Source organism: Streptomyces sp. ActVer (genome assembly GCF_027270795.1).
In the GTDB taxonomy this organism is placed as follows: Bacteria; Actinomycetota; Actinomycetes; order Streptomycetales; family Streptomycetaceae; genus Streptomyces; species Streptomyces umbrinus_A.
Genome location: NZ_JAPWHT010000017.1, coordinates 14,808 through 40,272 on the forward strand (window position 1 = coordinate 14,808; position 25,465 = coordinate 40,272).

25 protein-coding genes and 1 pseudogene are annotated in these 25,465 nt (G+C 69.2%); 13 read left to right on the plus strand and 13 right to left on the minus strand.

Going from position 1 to position 25,465, the window contains the following annotated elements:
• Positions 1-38: 38 nt before the first annotated feature.
• The 4 genes from aspS to O3Q52_RS04980 all read left to right on the plus strand — a co-directional run bounded on the left by aspS (position 39) and on the right by O3Q52_RS04980 (position 4,111).
• On the plus strand, positions 39-1,802 hold the full coding sequence (gene aspS, locus O3Q52_RS04965; RefSeq protein ID WP_269647557.1) for an aspartate--tRNA ligase: 1,764 nt from the start codon (positions 39-41) through the stop codon (positions 1,800-1,802).
• A gap of 369 nt (positions 1,803-2,171) precedes the next feature.
• On the plus strand, positions 2,172-2,351 hold the full coding sequence (locus tag O3Q52_RS04970; RefSeq protein ID WP_269647558.1) for a hypothetical protein: 180 nt from the start codon (positions 2,172-2,174) through the stop codon (positions 2,349-2,351).
• Positions 2,352-2,494: 143 nt separating this feature from the next.
• On the plus strand, positions 2,495-3,469 hold the full coding sequence (locus tag O3Q52_RS04975; RefSeq protein WP_269647559.1) for an intradiol ring-cleavage dioxygenase: 975 nt from the start codon (positions 2,495-2,497) through the stop codon (positions 3,467-3,469).
• A 219-nt stretch (positions 3,470-3,688) separates the two neighbouring features.
• Positions 3,689-4,111 carry a hypothetical protein gene (locus O3Q52_RS04980; protein WP_269647560.1) on the plus strand — a complete coding sequence of 141 codons (423 nt, stop codon included), beginning with the start codon at positions 3,689-3,691 and terminating at the stop codon, positions 4,109-4,111.
• A gap of 71 nt (positions 4,112-4,182) precedes the next feature.
• Here O3Q52_RS04980 and O3Q52_RS04985 read toward each other — a convergent pair whose 3' ends face one another.
• Together O3Q52_RS04985 and O3Q52_RS04990 are read right to left on the minus strand one after the other, a co-directional pair.
• Complete coding sequence (locus tag O3Q52_RS04985; protein ID WP_269647561.1) at positions 4,183-5,643, minus strand: ATP-binding protein; 1,461 nt, start codon at positions 5,641-5,643, stop codon at positions 4,183-4,185.
• An 88-nt stretch (positions 5,644-5,731) separates the two neighbouring features.
• Positions 5,732-6,151, minus strand: coding sequence for an ATP-binding protein (locus O3Q52_RS04990; RefSeq protein ID WP_269647562.1), 420 nt, complete (start codon positions 6,149-6,151; stop codon positions 5,732-5,734).
• Positions 6,152-6,399: 248 nt separating this feature from the next.
• Between O3Q52_RS04990 and O3Q52_RS04995 the strand changes: the two genes are divergently transcribed.
• The 4 genes from O3Q52_RS04995 (at position 6,400) to O3Q52_RS05010 (ending at position 9,098) form a co-directional block, all read left to right on the plus strand.
• Positions 6,400-7,242, plus strand: coding sequence for a helix-turn-helix transcriptional regulator (locus O3Q52_RS04995; protein WP_269647563.1), 843 nt, complete (start codon positions 6,400-6,402; stop codon positions 7,240-7,242).
• A gap of 3 nt (positions 7,243-7,245) precedes the next feature.
• Positions 7,246-7,425: a DUF397 domain-containing protein gene (locus O3Q52_RS05000; protein ID WP_079053342.1), complete on the plus strand. Its 180-nt coding sequence runs from the start codon at positions 7,246-7,248 to the stop codon at positions 7,423-7,425.
• A 405-nt stretch (positions 7,426-7,830) separates the two neighbouring features.
• Positions 7,831-8,595, plus strand: a complete 765-nt coding sequence (locus O3Q52_RS05005) for a hypothetical protein (RefSeq protein ID WP_269647564.1) — start codon at positions 7,831-7,833, stop codon at positions 8,593-8,595.
• A 137-nt stretch (positions 8,596-8,732) separates the two neighbouring features.
• Positions 8,733-9,098 carry a hypothetical protein gene (locus O3Q52_RS05010; protein WP_269647565.1) on the plus strand — a complete coding sequence of 122 codons (366 nt, stop codon included), beginning with the start codon at positions 8,733-8,735 and terminating at the stop codon, positions 9,096-9,098.
• A gap of 63 nt (positions 9,099-9,161) precedes the next feature.
• Here the strand turns inward: O3Q52_RS05010 and O3Q52_RS05015 are convergent, their stop codons facing one another.
• Positions 9,162-9,647 (minus strand): hypothetical protein, encoded by a 486-nt coding sequence (locus O3Q52_RS05015; RefSeq protein ID WP_269647566.1) that lies wholly within the window; start codon positions 9,645-9,647, stop codon positions 9,162-9,164.
• A gap of 432 nt (positions 9,648-10,079) precedes the next feature.
• Between O3Q52_RS05015 and O3Q52_RS05020 the strand changes: the two genes are divergently transcribed.
• Positions 10,080-10,745 (plus strand): hypothetical protein, encoded by a 666-nt coding sequence (locus tag O3Q52_RS05020; protein WP_269647567.1) that lies wholly within the window; start codon positions 10,080-10,082, stop codon positions 10,743-10,745.
• A gap of 79 nt (positions 10,746-10,824) precedes the next feature.
• Here O3Q52_RS05020 and O3Q52_RS05025 read toward each other — a convergent pair whose 3' ends face one another.
• From O3Q52_RS05025 to O3Q52_RS05035, 3 genes are all read right to left on the minus strand, one after another.
• Positions 10,825-11,376 (minus strand): hypothetical protein, encoded by a 552-nt coding sequence (locus O3Q52_RS05025; RefSeq protein ID WP_269647568.1) that lies wholly within the window; start codon positions 11,374-11,376, stop codon positions 10,825-10,827.
• The gene (locus tag O3Q52_RS05030) at positions 11,373-12,884 is read right to left on the minus strand and encodes a HAMP domain-containing sensor histidine kinase (RefSeq protein ID WP_269647569.1); all 1,512 of its coding nucleotides are present in this window, start codon (positions 12,882-12,884) and stop codon (positions 11,373-11,375) included. The genes O3Q52_RS05025 and O3Q52_RS05030 overlap by 4 nt, the downstream gene beginning before the upstream one ends.
• Before the next feature lie 106 nt (positions 12,885-12,990).
• Positions 12,991-13,689, minus strand: a complete 699-nt coding sequence (locus O3Q52_RS05035; protein WP_269647570.1) for a response regulator transcription factor — start codon at positions 13,687-13,689, stop codon at positions 12,991-12,993.
• Positions 13,690-14,028: 339 nt separating this feature from the next.
• Here O3Q52_RS05035 and O3Q52_RS05040 point away from each other — a divergent pair, with 339 nt between their 5' ends.
• Both O3Q52_RS05040 and O3Q52_RS05045 read left to right on the plus strand, forming a co-directional pair.
• On the plus strand, positions 14,029-14,847 hold the full coding sequence (locus O3Q52_RS05040) for a DUF3152 domain-containing protein (RefSeq protein WP_269647571.1): 819 nt from the start codon (positions 14,029-14,031) through the stop codon (positions 14,845-14,847).
• Between the two features lie 167 nt (positions 14,848-15,014).
• A complete protein-coding gene (locus O3Q52_RS05045) occupies positions 15,015-16,358 on the plus strand; it encodes a polysaccharide lyase family 1 protein (RefSeq protein ID WP_269647572.1) in 1,344 nt (447 codons plus the stop codon).
• Positions 16,359-16,414: 56 nt separating this feature from the next.
• Here O3Q52_RS05045 and O3Q52_RS05050 read toward each other — a convergent pair whose 3' ends face one another.
• Together O3Q52_RS05050 and O3Q52_RS05055 are read right to left on the minus strand one after the other, a co-directional pair.
• Positions 16,415-16,612, minus strand: coding sequence for a DUF397 domain-containing protein (locus O3Q52_RS05050; RefSeq protein WP_269647573.1), 198 nt, complete (start codon positions 16,610-16,612; stop codon positions 16,415-16,417).
• Positions 16,613-16,620: 8 nt separating this feature from the next.
• Complete coding sequence (locus tag O3Q52_RS05055) at positions 16,621-17,472, minus strand: helix-turn-helix transcriptional regulator (RefSeq protein ID WP_269647574.1); 852 nt, start codon at positions 17,470-17,472, stop codon at positions 16,621-16,623.
• A 223-nt stretch (positions 17,473-17,695) separates the two neighbouring features.
• Here O3Q52_RS05055 and O3Q52_RS05060 point away from each other — a divergent pair, with 223 nt between their 5' ends.
• Positions 17,696-18,112 (plus strand): ATP-binding protein, encoded by a 417-nt coding sequence (locus O3Q52_RS05060; RefSeq protein WP_269647575.1) that lies wholly within the window; start codon positions 17,696-17,698, stop codon positions 18,110-18,112.
• A 13-nt stretch (positions 18,113-18,125) separates the two neighbouring features.
• Here O3Q52_RS05060 and O3Q52_RS05065 read toward each other — a convergent pair whose 3' ends face one another.
• The gene (locus tag O3Q52_RS05065) at positions 18,126-19,088 is read right to left on the minus strand and encodes a helix-turn-helix domain-containing protein (RefSeq protein WP_269647589.1); all 963 of its coding nucleotides are present in this window, start codon (positions 19,086-19,088) and stop codon (positions 18,126-18,128) included.
• A gap of 107 nt (positions 19,089-19,195) precedes the next feature.
• Between O3Q52_RS05065 and O3Q52_RS05070 the strand changes: the two are divergent.
• Positions 19,196-19,984, plus strand: a pseudogene (locus O3Q52_RS05070) (saccharopine dehydrogenase NADP-binding domain-containing protein); the annotation flags it as partial.
• A 330-nt stretch (positions 19,985-20,314) separates the two neighbouring features.
• On the opposite strand, the gene O3Q52_RS05075 reads toward O3Q52_RS05070, so the two are convergent.
• The 4 genes from O3Q52_RS05075 to O3Q52_RS05090 form a co-directional block, all read right to left on the minus strand.
• On the minus strand, positions 20,315-20,884 hold the full coding sequence (locus tag O3Q52_RS05075) for an RICIN domain-containing protein (protein WP_269647576.1): 570 nt from the start codon (positions 20,882-20,884) through the stop codon (positions 20,315-20,317).
• A 289-nt stretch (positions 20,885-21,173) separates the two neighbouring features.
• A complete protein-coding gene (locus tag O3Q52_RS05080; protein WP_269647577.1) occupies positions 21,174-21,299 on the minus strand; it encodes a hypothetical protein in 126 nt (41 codons plus the stop codon).
• A 43-nt stretch (positions 21,300-21,342) separates the two neighbouring features.
• Positions 21,343-23,079 (minus strand): methionine--tRNA ligase, encoded by a 1,737-nt coding sequence (gene metG / locus O3Q52_RS05085; RefSeq protein WP_269647578.1) that lies wholly within the window; start codon positions 23,077-23,079, stop codon positions 21,343-21,345.
• A gap of 196 nt (positions 23,080-23,275) precedes the next feature.
• Entirely contained in the window at positions 23,276-24,958 is a 1,683-nt protein-coding gene (locus O3Q52_RS05090; protein ID WP_269647579.1) for a VWA domain-containing protein, read from the minus strand.
• Positions 24,959-25,465: the final 507 nt, after the last annotated feature.

Below are 25,465 nucleotides of genomic sequence, written 5' to 3' on the forward strand. Positions count from 1 at the left end.
AACAACGCCCCCGACCGCGAAGACTGGATGAAACGACGATGCATCGGTACAGGTCCCACACCTGCGGCGAGCTCCGCGCCTCTGACGTCGGCAGCGACGTCCGGCTGAGCGGCTGGCTGCACAATCGCCGAGACCTGGGCGGCATCCTCTTCATCGATCTGCGCGACCACTACGGCATCACGCAGCTCGTGGCCCGCCCCGGCACCCCCGCGTACGAGGCCCTGGACAAGCTCTCCAAGGAGTCCACGGTCCGCATCGACGGCAAGGTCGTCTCGCGTGGCACGGAGAACGTGAACGCGGAGCTGCCGACCGGCGAGATCGAGGTCGAGGTGGGCGAGGTCGAGCTGCTCGGCGCGGCCGCCCCGCTGCCCTTCACGATCAACGCCGAGGACGGTGTGAACGAGGAGCGGCGTCTGGAGTACCGCTTCCTCGACCTGCGCCGCGAGCGTATGCACCGCAACATCCTGCTGCGTACGTCGGTCATCTCCGCCATCCGTCACAAGATGACGGCCCTGGGCTTCAACGAGATGGCGACCCCGATCCTCAGCGCCACCTCCCCCGAGGGCGCGCGCGACTTCGTGGTCCCGTCCCGCCTGAACCCGGGCAAGTTCTACGCCCTCCCCCAGGCGCCGCAGCAGTTCAAGCAGCTGCTGATGATCTCGGGCTTCGACCGGTACTTCCAGATCGCGCCCTGCTTCCGTGACGAGGACGCGCGTGCGGACCGTTCGCCGGGCGAGTTCTACCAGCTCGACGTGGAGATGTCCTTCGTCGAGCAGGAGGACGTGTTCCAGCCCATCGAGAAGCTCATGACCGAGCTGTTCGAGGAGTTCGGCAAGGGCCGTCACGTGACGTCCCCGTTCCCGCGCATCCCGTTCCGTGAGGCGATGCTGAAGTACGGCTCGGACAAGCCGGACCTGCGGGCCCAGCTGGAGCTCACCGACATCACCGACGTCTTCGAGGGCTCGGAGTTCAAGGCCTTCGTGGGCAAGCACGTACGTGCGCTGGCGGTGCCGGACGTGTCTGCGCAGTCCCGGAAGTTCTTCGACCAGCTCGGTGACTACGCGGTCTCGCAGGGCGCGAAGGGCCTGGCCTGGGTGCGGGTGGCCGAGGACGGTTCACTGACGGGCCCGATCGCCAAGTTCCTGACCGAGGAGAACGTCGCCGAGCTGACGAAGCGCCTGTCGCTCGCGGCCGGCCACGCCGTCTTCTTCGGCGCGGGCGAGTTCGACGAGGTCTCGAAGATCATGGGCGCGGTCCGCGTCGAGGCCGCCAAGCGCGCCGGGCACTTCGAGGAGGGCGTCTTCCGGTTCTGCTGGATCGTCGACTTCCCGATGTACGAGAAGGACGAGGAGACCGGGAAGATCGACTTCTCGCACAACCCGTTCTCGATGCCGCAGGGCGGTCTGGAGGCCCTGGAGACCCAGGACCCGCTGGACATCCTGGGCTGGCAGTACGACATCGTCTGCAACGGCGTCGAGCTGTCCTCCGGCGCCATCCGGAACCACGAGCCGGACATCATGCTCAAGGCCTTCGAGATCGCGGGCTACGACCGTGAGACCGTCGAGGAGCAGTTCGCGGGCATGCTCCGCGCCTTCCGCTTTGGCGCCCCGCCGCACGGCGGTATCGCTCCGGGCGTCGACCGCATCGTCATGCTCCTCGCCGACGAGCCGAACATCCGGGAGACCATCGCCTTCCCGCTGAACGGCAACGCGCAGGACCTGATGATGGGCGCGCCGACGGAGCTGGACGAGACGCGACTGCGTGAGCTGCACCTCTCGGTGCGGAAGCCTCAGCCGAAGTAGGGCCCTGCGGGCCCCGCTCTCCTCAGGTTCGGCTTGCGGGCCCGGCTCTCGGGTCGGGTCCGCGGGGCGCTCCGCTGGAGGGCGCTGTTTCGCCTGCGGGCCCGGCTGTGGCTGGTCGCGCAGTTCCCCGCGCCCCTTTGGGGCGCTTGGGGCGCGGGGTGGTGAGTTCCCTCAGTCCGGGGCGCGGTCGTAGCGGTGTATGCGTACCTGGAGGTTCATGCGCCGGGAATCCTTGCTGAGGCGGCGTCGCTCGCGTCGGCCGGCTTCGGCGTCGTCCAGTTCGCGAATGTGCCGTCGCCCGGCACAGCTGTTCTCGGCCAAAGCCGGAGCCGTGGCGTTCTGGACGCGGGCGGGGGGAGGACGGCCTGCGTGTCCACCGCGACGACGGCCACCTGTTCGTCGTGCAGATCTCCGGGACCGCCGCCGAGTGCGGAAGAGACCGCCGACGAGCTGCTCACCGGGCTCGCCGAAGCACTCGGGCGCGTGGACCGGGCCGCCCTGGTCCGCGACCTGTCGCGCCGCGCGGCCGAGACCCGCGGCAGCCGCTGAGCCGCAGGGGCCCGATCGCGAGCCGCAGGGCTCCGGCCGTGAGCCGCAGGGCTCGATCGATTCGCGCCACGTTCTTCATGAGCACAGCAACCCACAGTCCGTGCCCACGCCCTTGACAGTCTTCTTACCTAACTTCCCTGTCCATGACGGGAATCCAAGGAAACCAAACAGCCCAGGGTCCGAAACACAAGCGGAACGTGACGCGCCGCAAGGTCGTCGTGGCAGGCGGCGCGGCGGTGGCCGCGGTGGGCGTGGGCGGCACGATCGCCGCGACCGCGAACGCCGGCCAGACGAAGAAGGGCGCCTCACCGACCGCCTCCTCCACTTCATCGGAGACGTGCTACAAGCTCACGTCGGAGACCACCGAGGGCCCGTACTACATCGACGCGGACAAGCTCCGCCAGGACATCACCGAGGACCGGGAGGGCATCCCGCTCACCCTGCGCCTCAAGGTGATCGACAACGAGACCTGCAAGCCCATCAGAAACGCCGCCGTCGACATCTGGCACTGTGACGCGCTGGGCTTGTACTCCGGCTACGAGGACTCCTCCTCCGGTGGCGGCGGGGGCACACCTCCCAGCGGAACGCCCACCGATGTCCCGTCCGGTACGCCGACCGGCTCCCCGCCCGCGGGCGGCGGCGGTGGCGGCCACCAGGAGCCCACCGACGACAAGCGCTACCTACGCGGCACGTGGAAGACGGACAAGCAGGGCTTCGTCACCTTCAAGACGGTCTTCCCGGGCTGGTACCAGGGTCGCTGCGTCCACATCCACACCAAGGTGCACGTCAGCGGCACCTGGACGGACGCCGGGTACGAGGGCGGGAACACCTGCCACACCGGCCAGTTCTTCTTCGACGAGGAGTCGGTGCTCGCCTCGGCGGAGGTCGAGCCGTACTCCACGTCGACGACCGAGCGCACGACGCTCACCGAGGACACCATCTACGACCAGTCCGGCACGGCCGGTGGCCTCCTCAAGCTCAAGTACAAGAAGAACGGCATCGCGAAGGGCGTGCTCGGCACCATCACCATGGGCGTCGACCCGGACGCGACCCACGAGGGCACGGACGACGCGGTGCAGCCGGGCGCGTCGGCGACCACGTCCGCCTCCGCCTCGTAGTCCGCTCGGCGAATTGATCACAGGGCGGGCCCGGGGAGTGGGACCCCGGCCCGCCCTGCTCGCTCGGCGGCCATGGATCCGCAATGTGTGGGCACCTGATCAGGTGGCACACAGGATTCTCGTCGGAGACGCACAGCGGCAGGGAGTCTCATGGGCTGTGCGGGATGAGAGCCTCCCGCAGGAGACCGGCAGCGCCGGAGGAGACCACCGGAGGACATCATGGGATTCGCCGTGCTGCTCGCACTGCTGCTGATCGTCGGGGCGGTGGCCGCGGTCGTCGTACAGCGGCGGTCGAACGGCGTGGGCGCCATGTCCGACCTGGACGCGGAGGCCGAGGCCAACCGCTGGGTGGTCCGGCTGGGCGGCAGCCTGTCCGCCTTCACCGCGGGCGCGCGTGCCGACCGGACCGCGGCCCGCGAACTCTCGGCCGCCGCCGAACGCCACCGCACCGCCCGCCACCAACTCGCCAGCGCCCGTACCCCCGCCGAGTACGCGGTGGTGACGCGCACGGCCCTGGAGGGCATGCACCATGTCCGGGCGGCGCGCACGGCGCTGGGCATCGCCCCGCCCTCGGGCCTGCCGTCCGTGGGGATGCCGTCTCCGGGCCAACGCCGACACCAAAGAGATCACGTCCGGACGTAACCGGATCCCGTAACGAGATCCAGTAACGACATCCAGTCCGGACCTGGTGAGGCGACGCTGACGTTCCGCTCTCAGGACCAGGCGGAGATCACGTCCCGCGGGCCCCACACCAGCTCGACCCCGCCCCCCGTCCCGCTTCCGTCCACGGGGCCGGTCGCCCCCGACAGGGACACCACGGCCAGCCCCGTGGAGCCCGGAGTGAAGCCGGGAACCTGGGCGGCGCCCGTCCGCAGCGCGGTCAGGTCGTGCTGGTCGAACGGCGAGGCCAGCCACTTCACGGAGCCCGCGAAGCAGAGGGTGCCCGCGACGGGGGCACGGTCCGCGCCGACCAGATCGATCTCAGGGGAGAACTGCCGGTTCCACCAGCCGCCCACGAACTCGGTGTCCGGCCAGGGGAAGTCACCTGAGGCGGCGGCCAGTTCCAGTGCCTCGCGGATCAGCGGTTCGACGGCCCGCCCCCGCCAGGATGCCCATCGTCGCTGGACGAGCCCGTACGCGGCCTCGGACCTGCCTCGCCTCGACAGCTCCTGAGCGGAACGCATCGCGGCCAGATACAGACGAAGGTTGCTGTCGGCCACGCGATAGAGGGCGGGTTTGCCGGGGCGTGTGGAGAGCGGGGTGTCGGCGGCGAGGACACGCTTCTCCTCGGTGAGCCGCCGCAGCAGGGGGGACAGTATTCCGGAGGGCAGCGCTCCACTCTGGCTCCCGGCCGTCGCCGCGATGGTGGCGTGCGTACGGTCGCCGCTTCCCACGGCCTCCAGTACCCGGCGGGACTGGTCGGGGGCGGGGAACTCGGCCATGAGGGCAGCCTCGGGGACCCCGAAGAGCGGTGAGGCGGGATCGGCGCACTCGGCCTCGATGAAGTCGAGAGCCGGGGTGCCGTGCGGCCAGGCGCGCAGAATCCCCGGCAGCCCGCCGGAGACGAGGTGCGCGTCGATGGCGTCCGCCGCGTCCAGCCCCAGCGCGTCCCCGGTCTCGGCCGGGTTGAGCGGACCGAGAACCAGGTTGTCGGCCCGTCCGTAGAAGGGCCGGTCGTACGCCGTGAAGCGTTCCATCATGTGGAGATCACTGCCGAGCAGCAACAGGAGCACGGGCCGGTTGGCCATCAGCCGGTCCCAGGCGGTCTGCAGCGCCCCGTCGAACACGGGGTCCTGCTCGGCGAGCCAGGGCAGTTCGTCGAGGACGACGATGCTGGGGGATTCGGGCAGCACGGCCGCGAGCGCGCGAAAGGCGTCGGGCCAGTTGGTCGGCGCGCTCGCCGGTACGAGGTCAGGTTCGGCCGGGAGAGAGGACTCCCGCAGCTCGGCCATGAACGCGGCGATGCCCTCCACCGGGGAGGCCCCCTTGGTCGCGGTGAAGAAGACATACGGCCGCCGCGCCCTGTCACAGAACTCCTGCACGAGCCGCGACTTTCCGACCTGCCGCCGCCCCCTCATTGCAAGGGCAGCGCCCGCGCCGCCGGCGGTGACACGGTCGAGGCGCTTGCGGAGGAGAGCCAGCTCCGCCTGACGGCCTACGAAGGGTGTGGGCATGGGGCGCCTCCCGGACAGGGAATCTACGTAGATTCAATCTACGTAGATTCAATCTACATAACATTCCAACGGGTGCCCAGGCGGACGTTCACGCAGCCGGGGTGAGCTCGCACCAGACGTACTTGCCGGGCTCACCGCTGCTCCTTGCGTCCCGCTGGAGCGTCCAGCCCCAGATGTCCGCGCAGGTGTGGACGAGGGCCAGACCGCGGCCGTGCTCGGCGTCCGGTGCGGTGCCTTGTGACGGCCTCGGCGGGGTGGGGTCCGAGTCCCACACGCCGATGCGCAGGGCTCCGGCGGAGACGCGGAGCCGTATGGCGGCAGGGCCCTTCGTGTGCTGCACGGCGTTGGTGATCAACTCGGTCGCCAGGAGCTCGGCGGCCTCCGTGAAGTGGGGAAGGCCGTGGGCGGTGAGGATCAGACGGAGGGTGCGGCGGCAGATCGTGACGGCCCGGAGGTCGTTGGGGATGTGGAGGGTGTACTCCAATGGTTCTTCGACGGCTTCGGACATGCGTCAACTCCGGTTCGTGGTAAGTGAGATGGAGTGCGCGGCGGCTGTCGGGCGGTGGCTGTGTCGCTCCCGTCGTGGCATGGCGGGGCGGTGCGCTTCCGGGGTCCCGGGGTTCCGCATCGTGTGCGTTGCGTCACTGACGGTAGGGCCAAATGTTTCGCCCAGGCAAGTCGTTCGCGTAGCCTGACACCCGATCGGGGACGTTCAACCCCGTCCGAGGACCGTGTTGTTCAGGAAGTGGGGGCAGTGTGCCCGCGAGGATTCAGCCGACTGCTCGGCAAGTACGCCTCGGTGCTGAGCTGCGGAAATTGCGGGAGGCGGCGGGGCTGACCTCCCGGCAGGCGGCCGCGTTGCTGGGGACCAACCCGGCTCAGATGAGTCAGATCGAAGCGGGCAACGCGGGAGTCAGCGGAGAGCGCGTGCGCAAGCTCGGGGTGCAGTACGACTGCTCCGACACCGAGTTGATCGACGCCCTGGTGGAGATGGCGACAGACCGTACGCGCGGTTGGTGGGAGGAGTACCGAGGTGTGCTGCCCGCCGTCTTTCAGGACTTGGCGGAGCTGGAACACCACGCCACCTTCATGCGGGTGGTCGGTACCGTCCACGTGCCTGGACTGCTTCAGACCGAGGAGTATGCGCGGGCGGTGTTTGCGTACGTGGTGCCGGAACTTCCCGAGAACGAGGTGGAGTTGCGTGTGGAGCACCGGATGCGCCGCCGACAGATCCTCTCCGGAGCCCCCTACGAGGCGGTGCTCCACGAGTCCGTACTGCGCACGCGCGTTGCCGATCGCCGGGGTGCCCGTGCTCAACTCGACGAGTTGCTCAGCCAGTCGGAGCGGTCGAACGTAAGCGTGCGGGTGATCCCGTTCGACGCCGATGGGTTTGCCGGGGCGGGCGCGATGATGCTCTACGCCGGTGGGCGGGTACCGGCGCTGGACACCGTGCAGCGGGACGCCCCGTACGGCTCGATGTTCCTGGACGCCTCTGCTCGACTGCTGGCCATGCGAACGCTCTTCCGTAGGGTGGAGTCGGCAGCCCTGACGCCTGCCCAGTCTCGGGACTACATCAGCCGACTGACGAAGGAGCTGTGAGCCGTGATCCAGTGGCAGAAGTCCTCATTCTCCGGTGGCGGAGACGGCAATGAGTGCGTTGAACTCGCCCCCGGAGACGGCTTGTTGCTCCTCCGTGAAAGCGATGACCCCGCCCGAATACTCTCCGCCACCCCCACCGGCCTCGCCGCCCTACTCCACCACCTCCGGGCGAACCGTCCCTGACCGTGGACGACGACGAGGAATTCACGTACGCCCTCAAAACCGTCCTGCGAGACCTGCGCGCGCAATGCCCCGTACAGCCGGACATCCGCAAGGAGGACGACGAGTTTCGCGGGGTCATGCTCTACGGCCCCGACGGCTCGGGCCGGGGCGTGTACGCGGAGCCGGACGGCAGGCCCGCCATGCTGCTCGCCCACGTCGCGGACCAGGTTCAGGAGTGGGCGGTGGAGGCTCTGTGGGGGACGGGCAAGCCGGCGGTCTGGCCGCAGTGCCCGACCCATCCGGACACCCACCCTCTGGCCGCGACCGTGGAAGAGGGGGATGAGGCGGACGCGGTCCGGGTCTGTCCACAGACCGGCAGCACCGAGGCTCGCATCGGCGAACTGCCCGCGTCCGATTCCGGTGAGGGTGTCAGCAGTCGGGCGTTTCGGCGAGGTCGGCGCAACCGCTGCGGAGGGCGATCTGACCGTCGACAAGGGGACGTTGAAGGTCACGTCCGCCGTCGAGGGCATCGAGGGCGCCGACATCTCCGTGAACGGCGGCACGGTGGACATCCGCTCCAGTGACGACGGGATCAACGCGGCGGGCGGTACCAGTTCCTCGGGCAGTGGCGGAGGAGGGGGCGGAGGCGGTGGCGGCTTCGGCGGAGGTCCGGGTGGCGGAGGCGGCGGTGAGAGCGTCGGTGAGTACAAGCTCACCGTCAGCGGCGGCACCCTGGTCGTCGACTCCGAGGGCGACGGCCTCGACTCCAACGGCACCGCCGAGATCACCGGCGGCACGGTCGTCGTCAACGGCGACTTCGGCATCAGCGGCGGAGTCCTGCTGGCCGCCGGCAGCGCGGGCATGGCCGTCACCCCGTCCACCGACTCCGAACAGGGCTGGCTCTCCGCCACCCTCGACTCGTCGGTCCCGGCCGGCACGACCTTCCATGTCGTCGACTCCGACGGCAAGGTCGTCGCCACGTACGGCACCTCGAAGTCGATCCAGAACGTCGTGTACTCGTCCTCCGCGGTGAAGAGCGGCGAGGAGTACGAGATCCACTCGGGCGGCACGAAGTCCGGTACGGGTAGGGGAGGTCTGGCGTCCTCGGGCACCCTGGGCTCGGCCGAGCGCATCGCCACGGTGACGGCGGGCGAGGCACCGGAGGGAGGCTTCGGGAGCGGCCGGCGATAGGCGAGCTGTCGCACACCGTGGGCCCCGGGGCCAGACTGGAAGGAGGCGGAGATTCCCGAGACGCCGAGAATCCCATGAGCGGAGATTCCCGAGACGCGGACCCCGAGACCCCGCAGCGGACCGGCCATGGAGGAATCATGACGGCAACCACGCGGAACGACACACCCCTTGCGATCGAGGGCAACGGTGTGGAACTGCGCATGCGGGAAGTGGGCGGCGGTATGAGCGTCGCCTTCGCGAGCCTCCCCGGGGGCACGGACATGGCACCGGCGGTGAAGGGCCTGCCCGACGACCAGTGCCAGTGCCCCCACTGGGGATACCTCCTCAAGGGGCGGCTCAGGATGCGCACCAAGGCAGGGAGCGAGGTCTACGAGGCGGGGCAGGCCTTCTACTGGGCGCCCGGCCACGTACCGGAGGCGCTTGAGGACTGCGAGTACGTCGACTTCTCGCCGACGAAGGAGTTCAACGAGGTCATCGACCACGTCAAGGCGCAGATGAGCTAGGGCCGGGGCAGGGCAGCCTGTCCGGCGGACCGGTCGAACCCGCAGCGGAGCGGCGGCGCCGGATCACGTCTCGTACAGCCCGTCCCAGGGTGGGCCGAAGCCCAGCCGGTCCGGGTAGAGCTCGGCCCAGGGCTCCCCTTCGTCCTCGCCGGTCAGCATGCCGAACAGCACGCCGTCGACGGTGAGCCTGAAGGGGCGGACCGCGATGTCGGTGTACCGGCGCCGGGGGAGGCTCCTGAGGAGTTTGGCCAGGTGGGCCTGGGCCCGGGCGAGGACCGTGTCCTGGGCGTACTGGCCCTCCGGGGCGCGCTGCTGCTCGGCCCACGTGCCGGCACACCAGATGTCCGAGTCCCGGTAACGGCCCTCGGCGTCGAAGGTGTGGAGCACCGCGTAGAGACGTTTGTGCTCTTCCCAGCCGTCGTCCGGCCGGTACCCCTCGGGGAACGCGTACGTGATCGACCCAAGGAACTGCCCCTCCGCGTAGTGACCGATGGCCTCGGTGCGGTGGCGCGGCTCGTAGGCGATCGGGATGACCTCGGGGACTGCCATGGCGAAACCATACGGATGAATCGTGGACATGCCACAGGCGGGGCCACCGTAACAGTCCTCGGACTCCGGTCCGACTCCGGGCGGATGCGAGGTGTGTTCGAGACGTTCGTCGTGTTCGGCTCGTTTTCGACGGTTGTGCCTGACGATCGCGCCGAGGCAGATCGGCGGCTTCACGGCAACACCACTCCTGGCGACTCGACCCGGGAGACCGTCCGTACGCGACCCCGTCCGCCTTGCTGCGGCTTGCCGGGTGTCCGGTTTCCGATTCGCTTTCGCGCAGGAACCCATTGGAGTTTCGCGTGTCGGCTGATGTGTTGATCGTACGGGGGAGTCCTTCAGTCGTTGCGTCCGCGACCCGATGTTTGCAGAGGAAGCTCGAACTCGCTTCCGGTGCACTCGCACATCTGTACCTTCGGATCAAAGGAGCAATGCATGAGTCCTGAACTCAGGACAAGGTCCTCCCTGAGCCCCCTCGCCGCCCGTGGCGCGTGGCTGACCGGCGGGGCTGTTGCCTCGCTCGCTCTCATGTTCGCGGGCGTCGCGACTCCCGCATCGGCCTCGGTCACCCCGGCCGCCGACAGCGTCGTGGCCGGCCCGTCGAACGAAGACTGCAAGAAGGAGAACGGGCGCCAAGACAAGTACCAGCCGGAGGGGAAGGCCCAGACGCCCCCCGGACCGGGTCACGAACAGTGCGAGAAGCGGGACCGCGACAAGCAAGAGTGCTCGGACATCGACTCGATCATGAACCCCCTGCGCGGTATGGAGCTCAGCGCCGTGCTGAGTGGCGGCAAGGCATACGCCGGCCTTCGGGACCAGTCCCCGCTCGGCGAGTACAACTGGGACGAGATCAGTGACGAGAGCAACTTCCCCAAGAACGCCTGCTCCATCTCCATCAGTGTCTCGACCGTCGGGAACGACGCCTGGATCAAGGTGTTGACCACGAAGGGCCGCGTCTACGAGACGCACGGCAACAGGGCCGACGACGAGTTCATCTGGGACGAGGGCTGGGAGAAGCTGACCACCCCGGACGACGACAACGTCACGAACACCACCCGTGAGAAGGGTGACCTCGTGGCGCCGGTTCAGCCGAATTCCTGACACCTTCCTGGTTCGCCGCGCGCGCAGGGCTGCAGCCGGGCGCGCGCGGCACCCCGGGCCTCCGGGGCCGGTTGCCCGGTCACTCCGCCGTCGCGGATCCGGGGCACGTATCGCCGGAGCCCTCGGCCTGTCCGGCGCCGGGGATCGTCACGGTCACCTTCGTCGACGACGCCGTGTCGCCCCCGCCGCCGGAGCCCGCGGACACGACGAGGCGGGCGTTGGCGATCGTGCACGTCAGTTGAGAGAGGGCCGTCCTGGTCAGGGGCTCGGTGCCCCGGGGCAGTCCGACCGACACCCGCGCCCCGTCCGTCCGGACGGTCGGTGTGGACGCCAGCGGCGGAAGTTCCGTGGTCAGGCCCTTGCGGCCGAGGATGGCGTCCGGCCCCCGGAACAGCAGTTCCACCGCCGTTCCGATGTCGAAGGTGCCGGGGACCTGGCTGCGGACGCCGAGCAGCGTGTCCTGCCTGACGAAGTAGAGGACATAGGCGGGCCGTATGCCGGTGGCCGCCTCACCCGCCTCCACCACACCGGTCGAGGGAATCCCGCAGGACGAGAGCAGCAACGCGGCGGCCGTGAGCGAAAGCCCGGACCGCGCCGCCCGCCGACCGCGCCTCGTGAGCAGCGGCCTCATATCTCTCGTACCCCTTCCTCTTTCTCTTCTTCTTTCTCCTCTTCCTCTTTTTCCTCCTGGCCCAGGGGGATCTCGACCGTGAACACCGCCCCGCCGCCCTCCGCCCGGTTCGCCGCCCGGACCGTACCGCCGTGCAGCCGGACGTTCTCCACCGCGATCGAGAGTCCGAGGCCGCTGCCCTCCGACCGGGTCCTGGCGGTGTCCGACTTGTAGAAGCGGTCGAAGACGTGCGGCAGGACGTCCGCCGGAATGCCGGGCCCCCTGTCCGTCACCTCGATGACGGCCCACACCCTGTCGTCGGCGGCATCCGGCATCTCCCGTGCGTACAGACGCAGTTGTACGGGGCGTGCGCCGTGCCGCAGCGCGTTGCCGACCAGGTTGGCGACGGCCACGTCGAGGCGGCGCGGGTCGACCCGGCCGCGCAGTTCGCCGGGTCCGGGTAGCCGCGTGTCCACCGTGTCCTGCCAGCCGCGGGCGGCCAGGGTGCGCCGCAGGGACTCCGCGAGGTCGAGGTCGTCCAGTTGCAGGCCCGCCGCGCCCGCGTCGAAGCGGGAGATCTCCATCAGGTCGCCCACGAGCCTGGCCAGCTTCACGGTCTCGCCGCTGATGAGCCGTACGGCCATGGCGGTGTCCGGGTCGAGCCGGGCCGCGTCCTCGTCCAGGACGTCGGTGACGGCCGCCATCGCGGCGAGCGGGGTGCGCAGTTCGTGCGAGACGTCCGCGACGAAACGGCGGGCGCGGGCCTCCATGCGGCGCAGCTCGGCCACGGACTCCTCAAGGGCGGCGGCGGTCTCGTTGAACGTGTGCGACAGGTCGGCGAGTTCGTCGGAGCCGTTGACGGCGAGCCGGGTGTCCAGATGTCCCTCGGCGATGCTCCGGGTGGCGCGGCGCAGTTCGCGTACCGGGCGCAGCACTCCGCGGGCGGCCAGCAGGGCGAGCAGGACGGCGAGGCCGAGGGCGGGCACGACGGCGCGTCCGATGGCGGTGACCAGGGCGTCGACGTACCCCTGTTCGCCGGTCTGCGGCACGGTCAGGAATACCGCGACCCCGGACGCGGGGCGTTCGGCGGGCTCGCTGAAGGTGACCGGCAGGCCGACGACGAGCGAGGAGCGGCCGTCCGTCCGCACCCGCTGGAAGACGGCGGCCCGCCGGGAGCCCACGGCCGACCGCATGTCGGCCGACAGCTCGGTGAACGTGTCCTGTGGTCTGGAGGTGGCCCGCAGACCGCGATAGGTGGCCAACACCCGCCAGTTCTGCGCCGGTTCGGCGGCGGCCACCTCCTGCGCGACCCACTCCAGGTCGCTCTGGGCCGGAGGGTAGGCGATGCCGGGCGCCAGGCCGTCGACGTGTGCCCGCAGCCGTTTGATGACGGTGTCCTGGCTCTGCTGGAGCACGGCGATGCGGGCCTCCCGGAAGGTGAGGGCGCCGGTGGTGAGGGTGGCGACGACGGTGAGCAGCACGAAGGCGATGAGCAGCCGCCCACGCAGCCCGCGCAGCGGTCGCTTCACCGGGTCACCCGTTCATGACCGGCCCACCCGCGCGTACGGCCACCGTCCACGCTCCACCCGCGCATCCGGCCGCCGTCCCCGGCCCACCCGCGCATCCAGGTGTCGCTCACCGGGACTGGAACCGGTAGCCGAAGCCGCGGACGGTCTGGATGTAGCGGGGCCGGCCCGCGGGCTCGCCCATCTTGGTGCGCAGCCGCTTGACGCACGCGTCCACCAGCCGGGAGTCGCCGTGGTAGCTGTGCTCCCAGACCGCCTCCAGCAACTGCTGCCGGGAGAACACCTGGCCGGGCGAGGCGGAGAGGGTCAGCAGGAGCCGCAGTTCGGAAGGGGCGAGGGCGACCGGCACACCCCGCCGGGTGATGGCCAACCCGGCCCGGTCGATGGTCAGTTCGCCGTCGTCGCCGTGGCTCTCGATCTTCGGTATGCCGCCGGGGTTGGGCGTGCCGCCGACCCGGCGCAGGACCGCGCGGATACGGGCTTCGAGTACGCGTGCCTGCACCGGCTTGACGACGTAGTCGTCCGCCCCGGCCTCAAGCCCGACCACGATGTCCGTGTCGTCGCCCCGGGCGGTCGCCATGACGATCGGCACCTGGTCCTCGGTACGGATCCGGCGGCACACCTCAAGACCGCTGAGGCCGGGCAGCATCAGGTCGAGCACGACGACGTCCGGCCGGAAGGACCGCAGCAGGGCCAGCCCCTCCTCGCCGGTCCCGGCGGCGGTGACGTCGTGCCCCTGACGGCGCAGTGCGAGCCGGACGCCCTCCCGAACGGCGCGGTCGTCTTCGATCAGCAGGACGCGTGGCATGTGCTCAGTATCCGTACGGCTCGGGGGAGTTGAGGCAGGTACCGGCGTCGGTGGGGGAACTGTTACGGGACGATCACATAGGCCGGACGGGTGATCGACCGTTATCTCTTCGTTATCCGCTGAGCGATATCCCATCACATGCCGTACTCACTCTTGATGACCATGAACACGACTGCCCGCCGCACGAAGCCGTCCTCGACCAGGGGGTCCTCCGCCTCCCGACCGTCCCGGCGTCGTCGCAGAGGTTCCGCGCAATCCGGTGGTCCGGGGCGGTCCGGCGGGGGGTCCGGCGGGCGTGGCCGGAAGAGCAAGGGCCCGTTACTCGGCGGCCTGGCGGCGGTGGTCGCGTTGGTGATCGCCGCCGCTGTGGCCGTGAACTGGACGACGTCCTCGTCCTCCGACGCCGCCGACGGATCCGCCTCCTCGTCGCCGTCCGTTCCGTCGCCGGACCCGACACCGGAACCGAGCGGCGGGACGGAGTCGGCCGAGGCGAGTGGGAAGCCCGACGAGAAGGCCGGTGGGAAGGCCGACGCCGAGCCGTCCGGGAAGGGCAGCCCCTCCGCCTCCTCGTCCTCCTCCGCGCCCGAGATCCCGGCCTCGGGTCCCGGCACGTTCGCCACCGCCGGCGGCGGGAGCGGGACCGTCGGGAAGGGCAGCCGGGTCCTGAGCTACAAGGTCGTCGTCGAGGACGGCCTCAAGCAGTCGGCGGCCGATGTCGCCAAGCAGGTGGAGGGCATACTCGCCGACCCGCGCGGCTGGACGGCCGACGGCCGGTCGGGTTTCCGTCGCGTCTCCGGCGGTACGTCCGACTTCGTCGTACGGCTCGCCACGCCGGGAACGGTGGACGCCATCTGCGGCAGGTACGGCCTGAACACGCGCGGCGAGGTCAACTGCAACGTGGGCAAGGACGTTGTCGTCAACCTCAAGCGGTGGCTGCTGGCGACGCCGGTCTACGCCGCCGACGTGGACGCGTACCGCGCGCTGATCATCAACCACGAGGTCGGCCACTTCCTCGGCCACGGCCATGTGACGTGCCCCGGAGCGGGCAAACCGGCCCCGGCGATGATGCAGCAGATCAAGGGGATGCTCGGCTGCAAGCCCAACGTCTGGCCGTACGACTCCAATGGACGGTTCGTCACGGGGCCGGCCGTGTCCTGAGGGCGCCCTGAGAAGGACGTGAGGGGTGCCCTGGAGGAGGGCCTGAAACGCGCTGTCAGGAAAGAGGGCAACCTTTCCGGCCGCCGCGACCACAGATGAGTCGAACCCCGTTCACACGGGCTCCACACAACGCACGAGCCCCACAAGAACCACGTAAGGACTCATCCGTGGCATCCCCCTCCCACCGCAGGTCCCTCCGCAAGCGGCGCACCGCTCTTCTCTCCGCCGCTGCCGTGGCGGCCGCGGGTCTCGGCGCCGTCCCCTTCGTGATGAACGCGAACGCGGGTGTCGTCGACCTGGCGCACCAGGCCCTGCCCGCCAAGGACGGCTGGGCGGCGTCCGGTTCGGGCACGACCGGCGGTTCGAAGGCCGACGCCGCGCACACCTTCACGGTCAGCACCCGCGCCCAGCTGGTGAAGGCGCTCGGCTCGGCCACCGACTCCACCCCGAAGATCATCAAGATCAAGGGCACGATCGACGCCAACACGGACGACGCGGGCAGGAAGCTGACCTGCGCCGACTACGCCTCCGGCACGGGCTATTCGCTGTCCGCGTACCTGAAGGCGTTCGACCCGGCCACGTACGGCAAGAAGGCGCCCGCGGGCACGCAGGAGAAGGCCCGCGCGGCGGCCCAGACCAAGCAGAAGAAGAACATCGTCTTCCGGGTCCCGGCCAACACCACCGTCGTCGGCGTCCCGGGCACCAAGGCCGGGATCACCGGCGGGAGTCTGCAGGTGCAGGACGTCGACAACGTCATCATCCGCAACCTCTCGCTCACGGCCACCGAGGACTGCTTCCCGCAGTGGGACCCGACGGACGGTTCCTCGGGTGAGTGGAACTCCAACTACGACTCGGTGACGCTGCGCGGCGCGACCCACGTCTGGGCGGACCACAACACGTTCAGCGACGCGCCGTTCTTCGACAAGTCCGAGAAGACGTACTTCGGCCGCAAGTACCAGATCCACGACGGCGCCCTCGACATCACCAACGGCTCGGACCTGGTGACCGTCGAGCGCAACCAGTTCACCAACCACGACAAGACGATGCTGATCGGCAGCAGCGACACCGACAGCGTCGGCAAGCTGCGCGTCTCCATCCACCACAACGTGTGGAAGGGCATCACCCAGCGCGCCCCGCTGGCCCGCATCGGCCAGATCCACCTCTACAACAACGTCTACGACACGACGACCCTCAACGGCTACGCCCCCAAGTACAGCCTCGACTCCCGGGCCAAGGCCCAGGTGGTGGCGGAGCACAACTCCTGGACGCTCCCGTCCGGCGCGAAGGTCGCCAAGCTCCTGAGCGGCGACGGCACGGGCTCGGTCGCCGGCACCGGCAACCTCGTCAACGGCAAGTCCACGGACATCGTCGCCGCGTACAACGCGGCGAACTCGAAGAAGCTCAAGACGACGGTCAACTGGAAGCCGACCCTGACGGCAGGCCTCCAGACCTCGGCGAGCGGCCTGCCGGCGGAGCTGCTGAAGACGACGGGCGCGGGGGTTCTTTCCTGACCTTGCCCTTCTGAAGGCACGTGAGTGGCCCGGGACTTGGCGTCCCGGGCCCACTTTTATACGCCGCCGAGGCTGCCGGAGCGTATGCCGTGGAGGAGATGGGATAGGGGCGTAGGAGTGGTGACGAGCTGTATGGAGGGGTCGTCGCTCTCGCGGAGATGGATGGTGCGGGAGGTCGAGGCGAGTTCGACGCAGTTGTTGCCATCGCCGCCGCCGGAGAACGACGACTTCTGCCAGTTCTGGGGCGTGGTCATGGTGCGCCTCACAGTTCCTTCGTGAGCCTGTGGATGAAGTCACGCGACCGTTCGGGTTCGAGTGACGCAGCCTTCACTTTACGGAAAAGCGTTCGAAAGGCGCTGAGCTGGGCTTTGGAGTCGATGAAGGCAACGCCGTGAGGTGCATCGCGTACGACCGTGTCCAGTTCGGGCACGGTTCCGGCCGCGTACATCATGGTGCTCCAGGCTCCGGCGAAGCCGTCCAGGTCGAAGGGGACGACCCGCACAGTGATGTGGTCTGCTTCGGAGAGTTCCAGGACGCGCTTCAGCTGCGCCCGTGAGGCGGCGCGATCGCCGACCCTGATGCGCAGCGCGGCTTCATGGATCACCGCTTCGTACGGGATGGGGGCGGGGCCCTCGACAACGAGCTTGCGCTCCATCCGGTGGCGAACTCGCAACTCCGTCTCGTATGAAGGGAGTTCAGGGACCCGGTATGAGAAGACGGCTCGGGCGTAGTCCTCTGTCTGAAGAAGTCCTGGGACGTACAGGGACTCCACATCGTGCCGTTGCACGGCGTGGTGTTCCAGCTCGGCGATGTCCAGGAACGGTGTGGGCAGCAGGCCCCGGTACTCCTCCCACCAGCCGCGCGTCCGATCGCCCGCCATCACCACCAGCGACTCGATCAACTCCGTGTCCGTACAGGAGTAATGAGCGGCAAGCCTGCGCAGGCGCTGTTCGCTCACACCCCCGATCCCGGACTCCATCTGGCTCATCTGCGCAGAGTCGGAGCCGATCAGCGTGGCGGCTTCGCGTGCCTTGAGCCCTGCGGCTTCGCGTAGTTTCCGCAGTTCAGTGCCCAGGCGTTCCTGGCGTGCGGTGGGCTGCCGTCTACGCGGCATGGCTTCCTCCTTGCCCCAACTGTCATGAGGCAGTGACTCGTTCGAGGGGCAGACTTCGACTGCGGCTTGCGTGGCACCAAATTTTACCCATACCGTCAGTGATGCGACGCGCACTCTGTGAAATCAACGGGGCCTGGAAGCGCACCGCTCCGTCCTGCCACGACGGCTGCGGCATGCCACCTTCCCCCACCTCAACCCCTCACTCGCGAAACGGAGTTCACGCATGCCGCAAAACGCCATCGAGCCATGGGAGTACACGCTCCACATCCCCCACGACCCCCGCGCGGTGACGGTCTGCCGCCGAACCCTCCGCCTGATCCTCACGATCCACGGTCTGATCCGCCTCACGGACGTCGCCGAACTCCTCGCAACGGAGCTGATCTCAAACGCCGTACGCCATACAAAGGGCCCCGCCGCCCTACGCCTCCGCTGGCGCGACGGAGTCCTCCGTATCGGAGCGTGGGACGCGAACCCCGAACCCCCTGACCCCGCACCGGCGTTGGGCCAGGACTCCCTGGACGCGGAGACAGGCCGAGGCCTGACCCTCGTCCAGGCCTGCGCCGACGTCTGGGGCTGGCACCCGCTTGCCAGAGGCGCCGACCGGGGCAAGTACGTGTGGTGTGACCTTGGTGCCGCGTAGCGCGGAGGGCCGATCAGAAGCGTGTCGAGCCGGGCAGGGACGCCGTGCGGAACGTGCGGCGGTACGTGTCCGGGGGGACTCCGATCGTGCGGTTGAAGTGGCGGCGCAGGGTGGTGGCTGTGCCCATTCCGGTGGCTGTGGCGATTGTGTCGATGCTGTTGTCGGTGGTTTCCAGGAGTTCCTGGGCCCGGCGGATGCGTTGGGTCAGGAGCCATTGCAGTGGGGTGGTGCCGGTTGCCGACCTGAAGTGGCGGCCCAGGTTGCGGGAGCTCATGCGTGCCTGGCGGGCCAGGTCCTCGACGGTCAAGGGGTGGTCGAGGCGGTTGATGGCCCAGGGGAGCAGGTCGGCGAGCGGGTGGTCGTCCCGGGCGGGGACCGGGGCGGCGACGAACTGGGCCTGGCCGCCTGCCCGGTGCGGGGGCACGACCAGGCGGCGGGCGACGGCGTTGGCGACCGACGAGCCGCGGTCGAGGCGCACGAGGTGCAGGCACAGGTCCAGCGCGGCGGCCTTGCCCGCGGAGGTGAGCACGCTGCCGTTGTCCACGTAGAGCACGTCCGGGTCGACCTCCACCTCTGGGTAGCGGGCGGCCAGGACGTCGGTGTGCGCCCAGTGCGTGGTCGCGCGCCGCCCGTCCAGCAGACCGGCCGCGGCCAGTACGAACGCGCCCGTGCAGAGCGAGGCCACGCGGGCGCCCGCCTCGTGGGCGGCACGTACCGCGTCGACCAGGTCGGCGGGCGGGTCCTCGTCGACGTCCGCCCAGGCCGGGACGATCACGGTGTCGGCGCTGCGGAGTTGGTCGAGACCGTGGTCGGGGTCAAGCCGGAACCGTCCGACCCGCACGGCTGCCGACCCGCAGACGGACACGTCGTACCAGGGAGCGGCCACGCCGACCGGCGCGGAGTCGAACACCTCGTACGCCACGGACAGTTCGAAGTGCAGCATCCCGTCGGTGACGGCCAGCGCGACAGAGCCCATGTCCGTGTCCACACCCGTTGTCCTGCCCGTGTTCATGTCCGGAATTGTATGGGGCGTGTCGTTCCGGACACTCACGGTGGGGCGCCCGCCCTCGACAGGATGTCCGTATGAGATCAGAGGCGGGGTCGGGGCAGACGGTGGCGGTGTTCGGTGCGTACGGGCACACCGGGCGGTTCGTGGTGGCGCAGTTGCTGGAGCGCGGGTTCGTCCCGGTCCTCTCCGGCCGTGACGCCGGCCGGCTGGGGGAGCTGGCGGCGGCGTACGGTCCCGGGCTCGACGTCCGGCCGGCGTCGGTCGACGACGCGGCCGCGCTCGACCGGGCCCTGGCCGGCACGGCGGCGGTGATCAACTGCGCCGGGCCCTTCGCCACGACCGCCGCTCCCGTGATCGAGGCGGCCCTGCGCGCCGGGATCCCGTACGTGGACGTCGCGGCGGAGATCGAGGCCAACGCCGACACGTTCGCCCACTTCACGGACCGCGCCCGCGCCGCCGGAGCGGTGATCGTCCCAGCGATGGCCTTCTACGGCGGCCTCGGCGACCTGCTGGTCACCGCCGCGATGGGCGACTGGACGACGGCCGACGAGGCGCACGTCGCGTACGGCCTGAACAGCTGGCACCCCACGCCCGGGACCCGCGAGGCGGGCAGGATCTCCCGGGAGCGGCGCAACGGGCGGCGCGTCCGCCACACGAACGGGAAGCTGGAGTACCACAACGACGCCCTGCCCACCCTGAAGTGGCCCTTCCCCGAACCGATGGGCACCCGGGCCGTCATCGGAGAGTTCACGATGGCCGACGTCGTCACGATCCCCAGCCATCTGACCATCCCCGAGGTGCGCACCTACATGACCGTCGAGGCGGCCGGGGACCTGGCCGCCCCGGACACCCCGGCACCGTCCGACAACGTCGGTCTCCAAGTCCACGACCACGTCTCGGAGACCGACGTCATGAGGGTTCCCGGTTCAACCGACAGCGTCGGCGGAGTCGGGCCGGGGACTCGTTCGATCAGGACGACGGTCCGGTCTCCACTGCCTGAGCGTGCTCACCGGAACGGGGACGGAGCGACAACGGACACCTCGACAACTGCATCGGCCTGCGAAACAGCACCGAGCACGCCCGCTGATCATGCTGGCGCACCGGGAAGTTCCAAGATTTCCGACAGAGCCAAGCTGAGCAGGGTCGGGGACTGGAAACGGAGCGGCAGCCACCGCGCCAGTCCCCGACACGACTCAGTATGGTTGCAACGTCCAGTGCTGCAGGGGGCTGCCCGTCTCGTTCCAGATGCCGACCGGGTTGCCATTGAGGCCACCGCTGCTGGCATAGGCGTCCATCGGCGCGGTCCCGTTGCGCTCCACGTAGATCTTGTAGAAGTTACCGGCAGGCACCAGCTTAAGATCCTGCGACGCCGAACCGTTGCAGTCCCATAGCTTGAACTGCCAGCCGATGGCGCCTTGGGACTCGGCAGGGTAATCCAGGCAGCGATTACCTTCCGGCGTCTGACGCTGGTTCACGAGAGCGTAGGGATAGCCGGGGTTGCCCGAAGCGACGAGCCGCCACTGCTCGGTGACGCCGTCGTTGCAGTCCCACAGCCCGACGCCGTTGCCGTTGCCGCCGCCGCCGGACCAGAAAGCGTCGAGACAGCGCCCGGTGCCGCGATTGACGAGTCGGAAGACATCAGCCAGCAAAGTCGCATCGGTTGAGTTGGAGCGGGTCGGCGCCGCCGTCGCTGAGGTGAGCGATCCGGTGATTAACGCTGCGGCGACGGCCAGCACCGCCAGCGCACGGATGAAGACGCGCATCAGTTCCCCCTATTCGAATGAATGTTTGAATGCCGTCTTGATCGGTGTGTCCGAGGTGAGGTGAGTTCGGGTTCGGACGCGCCGTCAGCCAGCAATTCCGGAGCAGCCTCTTGAGGATGAAGGATTCGGCATACCCACGGTCCTGACATCTGTCAGGGGTTCGCGAGCGGCCAACAAGACTCCGGCACGCCCTCCGGGCAATCCCAGCGGTCCTGGCCACGGCGCCGACGACCGCTGGTGCGCGTCCATCGGACGCTGCCTGCAGCGCGGAGGTTCGCAAACAGGCACTTCACGAGGTGCCGCACTGCGTCACGTCATCGGTGATCGTCCCCAGGACGTCGTCCGAGATGGTGACCGGTGTGACCGCCTTGGAAACGGGGTGGCCGGACGTCGTACGGCCATGACGTCCGGCCACCCCGTTTCCGGATGCGCGGGGCTGTGTTCGTACTACTCCGGGGTCACTGCTCCGGTGCGCCGCCGAAGCGCTCCTTGTACGTTTCCAGGTCCTCGTCCGTGATCTTGGCGAAGAGGACCGGGGGGACCGTGAAGGGGGTGCCGGCGGGGAGGAAGGTCAGGGACTTCGCCTCGGCCTCCGTCGCCCAGGTCGCCGTGTCGTCCTGGAGGGCGAATGCCGAGCGCATCGCCTTGGAGGAGGCCGGGATGAAGGGTTCGGAGATGACCGAGTAGAGGTGGATGAGGTTCATCGCGACGCGGAGGGTGAGGGCCGCGCCGTCCGGGTTGGTCTTGATCTCCAGCCAGGGGGCCTTCTCCTCCAGGTAGGAGTTGCCCGCCGACCACAGGGCGCGCAGGGCGGCCGCGGCCTTGCGGAACTGGAGGGCCTCCATCTGGGTCTCGTACTCCGAGAGAAGGGCCGCGATCTCCTCGCCCAGCTTCGTCTCGGGCTCGCCCGCCTCCGCGCCCGCCGGGACCTCCTCGCCGAAGCGCTTCTTGGAGAAGGAGAGGACTCGGTTGACGAAGTTGCCGAGGGTGTCCGCCAGGTCCTTGTTCACCGTGGCCGTGAAGTGCTCCCAGGTGAAGGACGAGTCGTCCGACTCCGGGGCGTTGGCGATCAGGAAGTAGCGCCAGTAGTCGGCGGGGAGGATCTCCAGGGCGTGGTCGGTGAAGACGCCGCGCTTCTGGGACGTGGAGAACTTTCCGCCGTAGTACGTCAGCCAGTTGAAGGCCTTGACGTAGTCGACCTTCTTCCACGGCTCGCGCACGCCCAGCTCCGTGGCGGGGAACATCACCGTGTGGAACGGGACGTTGTCCTTCGCCATGAACTCCGTGTAGCGGACCGGGTTCTCGCCCGTGTCCGCCTCGTACCACCAGGACTTCCAGTCGCGGTTCTCCGGGTCCTTGTCGGACCACTCCTTCGTCGCGCCGATGTACTCGATCGGGGCGTCGAACCAGACGTAGAAGACCTTGCCCTCGGCGGCCAGCTCCGGCCAGGTGTCCGCCGGGACCGGGACGCCCCAGTCGAGGTCACGGGTGATCGCGCGGTCGTGCAGACCCTCGTTCAGCCACTTGCGGGCGATGGAGGAGGCCAGCTGCGGCCACTCCGGAGCCTTCTCGGAGGTTCGCGCCACCCACTCCTCGACCTCGTGCTGGAGCTTCGACTGGAGGAGGAAGAGGTGCTTCGTCTCCCGGACCTCCAGATCCGTCGAACCGGAGATCGCCGAGCGGGGGTTGATCAGGTCGGTCGGGTCCAGGACGCGGGTGCAGTTCTCGCACTGGTCGCCGCGGGCCTTGTCGTAGCCGCAGTGGGGGCAGGTGCCCTCCACGTAACGGTCCGGGAGGAAGCGGCCGTCCACCGGGGAGTACACCTGGCGGATCGCGCGCTCCTCGATGAAGCCGTTCTCGTTCAGGCGGCGGGCGAAGTGCTGGGTGATCTCGCGGTTCTGCGGGCTGGAGCTGCGGCCGAAGTAGTCGAAGGCCAGCTCGAAGCCGTCGTAGACCGCCTTCTGGGCATCGTGGGCCTGGGCGCAGAACTCGTCGACCGGGAGGCCCCGCTCCTTCGCCGCCAGTTCGGCCGGGGTGCCGTGCTCGTCCGTCGCGCAGATGTAGAGGACGTCGTGGCCGCGCTGGCGGAGGTACCTGGCGTACACGTCCGCCGGGAGCATGGACCCCACCATGTTGCCCAGGTGCTTGATCCCGTTGATGTACGGAAGGGCGCTGGTGATGAGGTGTCGAGCCATTGCGGGCTGCTCCCGGGTCGTTACGTGGGGTGACGGTTCGGTGGGTGATGCTTCGATCGTCGACCGTCTTACGAACCTTGAAATCGTAGCCGACATGGGTGGGCCGCCCGCTCCCCCTTTCAAGGGGTGGGAGGCGGGCGGCCCGGTGGGTGCTGCTGGGTGTTCCTGGTTGTTCCTGCTGGGTCTTCCTGCGGGGCTACGGGCGCCAGTTCGCCAGTACGCCCTCGTAGACCTCCGTGTCCGTGAGCTCGCGCGGGGTCGGGCCCGCGTGGAAGAACGCGGTGTTGTCCGTCTTGAGCTTGCGGAGGTAGTCGAAGGCCTTGTTGTCCTGCTCGCCGAACGCGATGAAGGAGAAGAACACGCCGGGGTGGTTCTTGGCCGCGTCCGTGAGGGACTGGGTCGCGGGGGTCTTGGCGTCCGGGGCGCCGTCCGTCTGGAAGATCACGAGGGCCGGGGCCGTGGGGGCGTCCGACTTCTCGTGGTGGGTGAGGACTTCCTGTACGGCGGCGTGGTAGCTCGTACGTCCCATGCGGCCGAGGCCTGCGTGGAGTTCGTCGATCTTGTTCTCGTGGTCGGGGAGGGCGAGTTCGCCGGTGCCGTCCAGTTCGGTGGAGAAGAAGAAGACGTGGACCGTGGCGGTGGGGTCCAGGTGGGCGGCCAGGGCGAGGGTCTGTTCGCCGAGGGCCTGGGCGGAGCCGTCCTTGTAGTACGGGCGCATGCTCGCGGAGCGGTCGAGGACGAGGTAGACCTTGGCGCGGATGCCGGTGAGGTTGTGCTTTTCGAGGGCGGAGGTGGCGGCGTTGTAGGCGGTGAGGAGGCCGGGGGCGTGGGCCTTCACCTGGGTGAGGGTGGTGGCGGGAGCCGCCTCCCCGGACTCGGCTTCGCCTTCGTCCGCGCCGGATTTCCCACCCGCACCGCCCGTGACGCTTTCGTCGTCGGCTGCGAGTGGCCCCTGTGGGTCCTCATCACCGTCGGCGGCCGCGGGCTCATCCGCCTGCGCGGTGACGGGCTCGGCCTCGGGGGTGACCTCGGCAACCACGGGCTCGGCTTCGGGGACGGCCTCGGCAACCACGGTCTCGGGTTCGGGCTCGACGACCGGCTCGGGCTCCGGGGTCACGTCGGCGACGACGGGCTCGGGCTCGGCTTCGACGACCGGCTCGGGCTCGGCCTCGACCTTGGCCTCCGGCTCGGCGTCGACCACAGGTTCGACCTTGGTCTCCGCCACTGCTTCCGCCTCCACGACGGGCTCGGGCTTCACCTCGGCCTCGGGCTCGACGACCGGCTCGGGTTCGACGACGGCCTCGGCCACGGGCTCGGCCTTGGCTTCCACGACGGGCTCAGCCTCGACGACGGGCTCGGCCTCGGCCTCGACAACCGGCTCGGGCGCGGCTTCCACAACCGGCTCAGCCTCGGCCACCGGCTCGGTCTCGGCGACCGGCTCAGGCTCGACTTCCGCAACCGGCTCAGCCTCGGCCACCGGCTCGGTCTCGGCGACCGGCTCCGCCGCAGCCGTCGGCTCTGCCACCGGCTCCGCCTCGACCACCGGCTTGGCCTTGGCCTTTTCAGCCGGCTCAGGCTTCGTTTCCGGTTCTGCCGTCGGAGACGCCTGCTTCGGGACCGTCACATTGTCGAAGGCCGCCGAAACCAGGTCCTCCACCACTGAGGCCTTGGGCTCGGTGGCGGGGGCCGGCACCATGGCCTCCGGCTGAGCCGGCTCGGCCGGTGAGCTCGGCTCGGCCGCCGTAGGCACCGGCTCGGGAGCCGTCTCCTGTCGGGCCGCCGGCACGCTCGGCTCGGCGGCAGGGGTGGCGGCAGCAGCGGCAGCGTCCCCCTTGCGTGACTTTCCGAACGCATTCCGCAGGCGGGTGAGAATGCCCATGTGCGCAACCCTTCGCATGAGTTGGTTCCGTCAATCCCTGGCCAGGACGGACACGTAAGGTTAGCCGCAGGATTTGGAGATCTTGGGCAGGGTCGATTATGGCCTCCAAGTTAGGGTCCCCTTACCTTCCCTTTGCCTCGACTCCCCTGCGGACTCCGGGGGTTCACCCGCCGTTCACCTCACGGCTGCGCCTGTGAACGTGCGTGCCCATAGCGTCACGCCGGACACAGACATAGGGGAGTGAACGTGCGCAACCTGCTGCCGTTGATCGGCTCGACCGGCTCACACCCGGGCGGCCGTTCGCGTCCTCGTCGCGGTCCAGCACCCGGGCGAGATCACCGGCGCAACCGTCGAGAACCCCGCCAGCATCTGGCCCGACGGCCCCGGCAAGATCGTCCGCCCGTCGGTAGTGGCGGTCTGGCGCAAGGACGGCTGCGACATCGGCACCTGACCCACAACAGGGGGTGCCCTCTCCAAGAAGAGGGCACCCCCTGGTGCTTTTGTCTT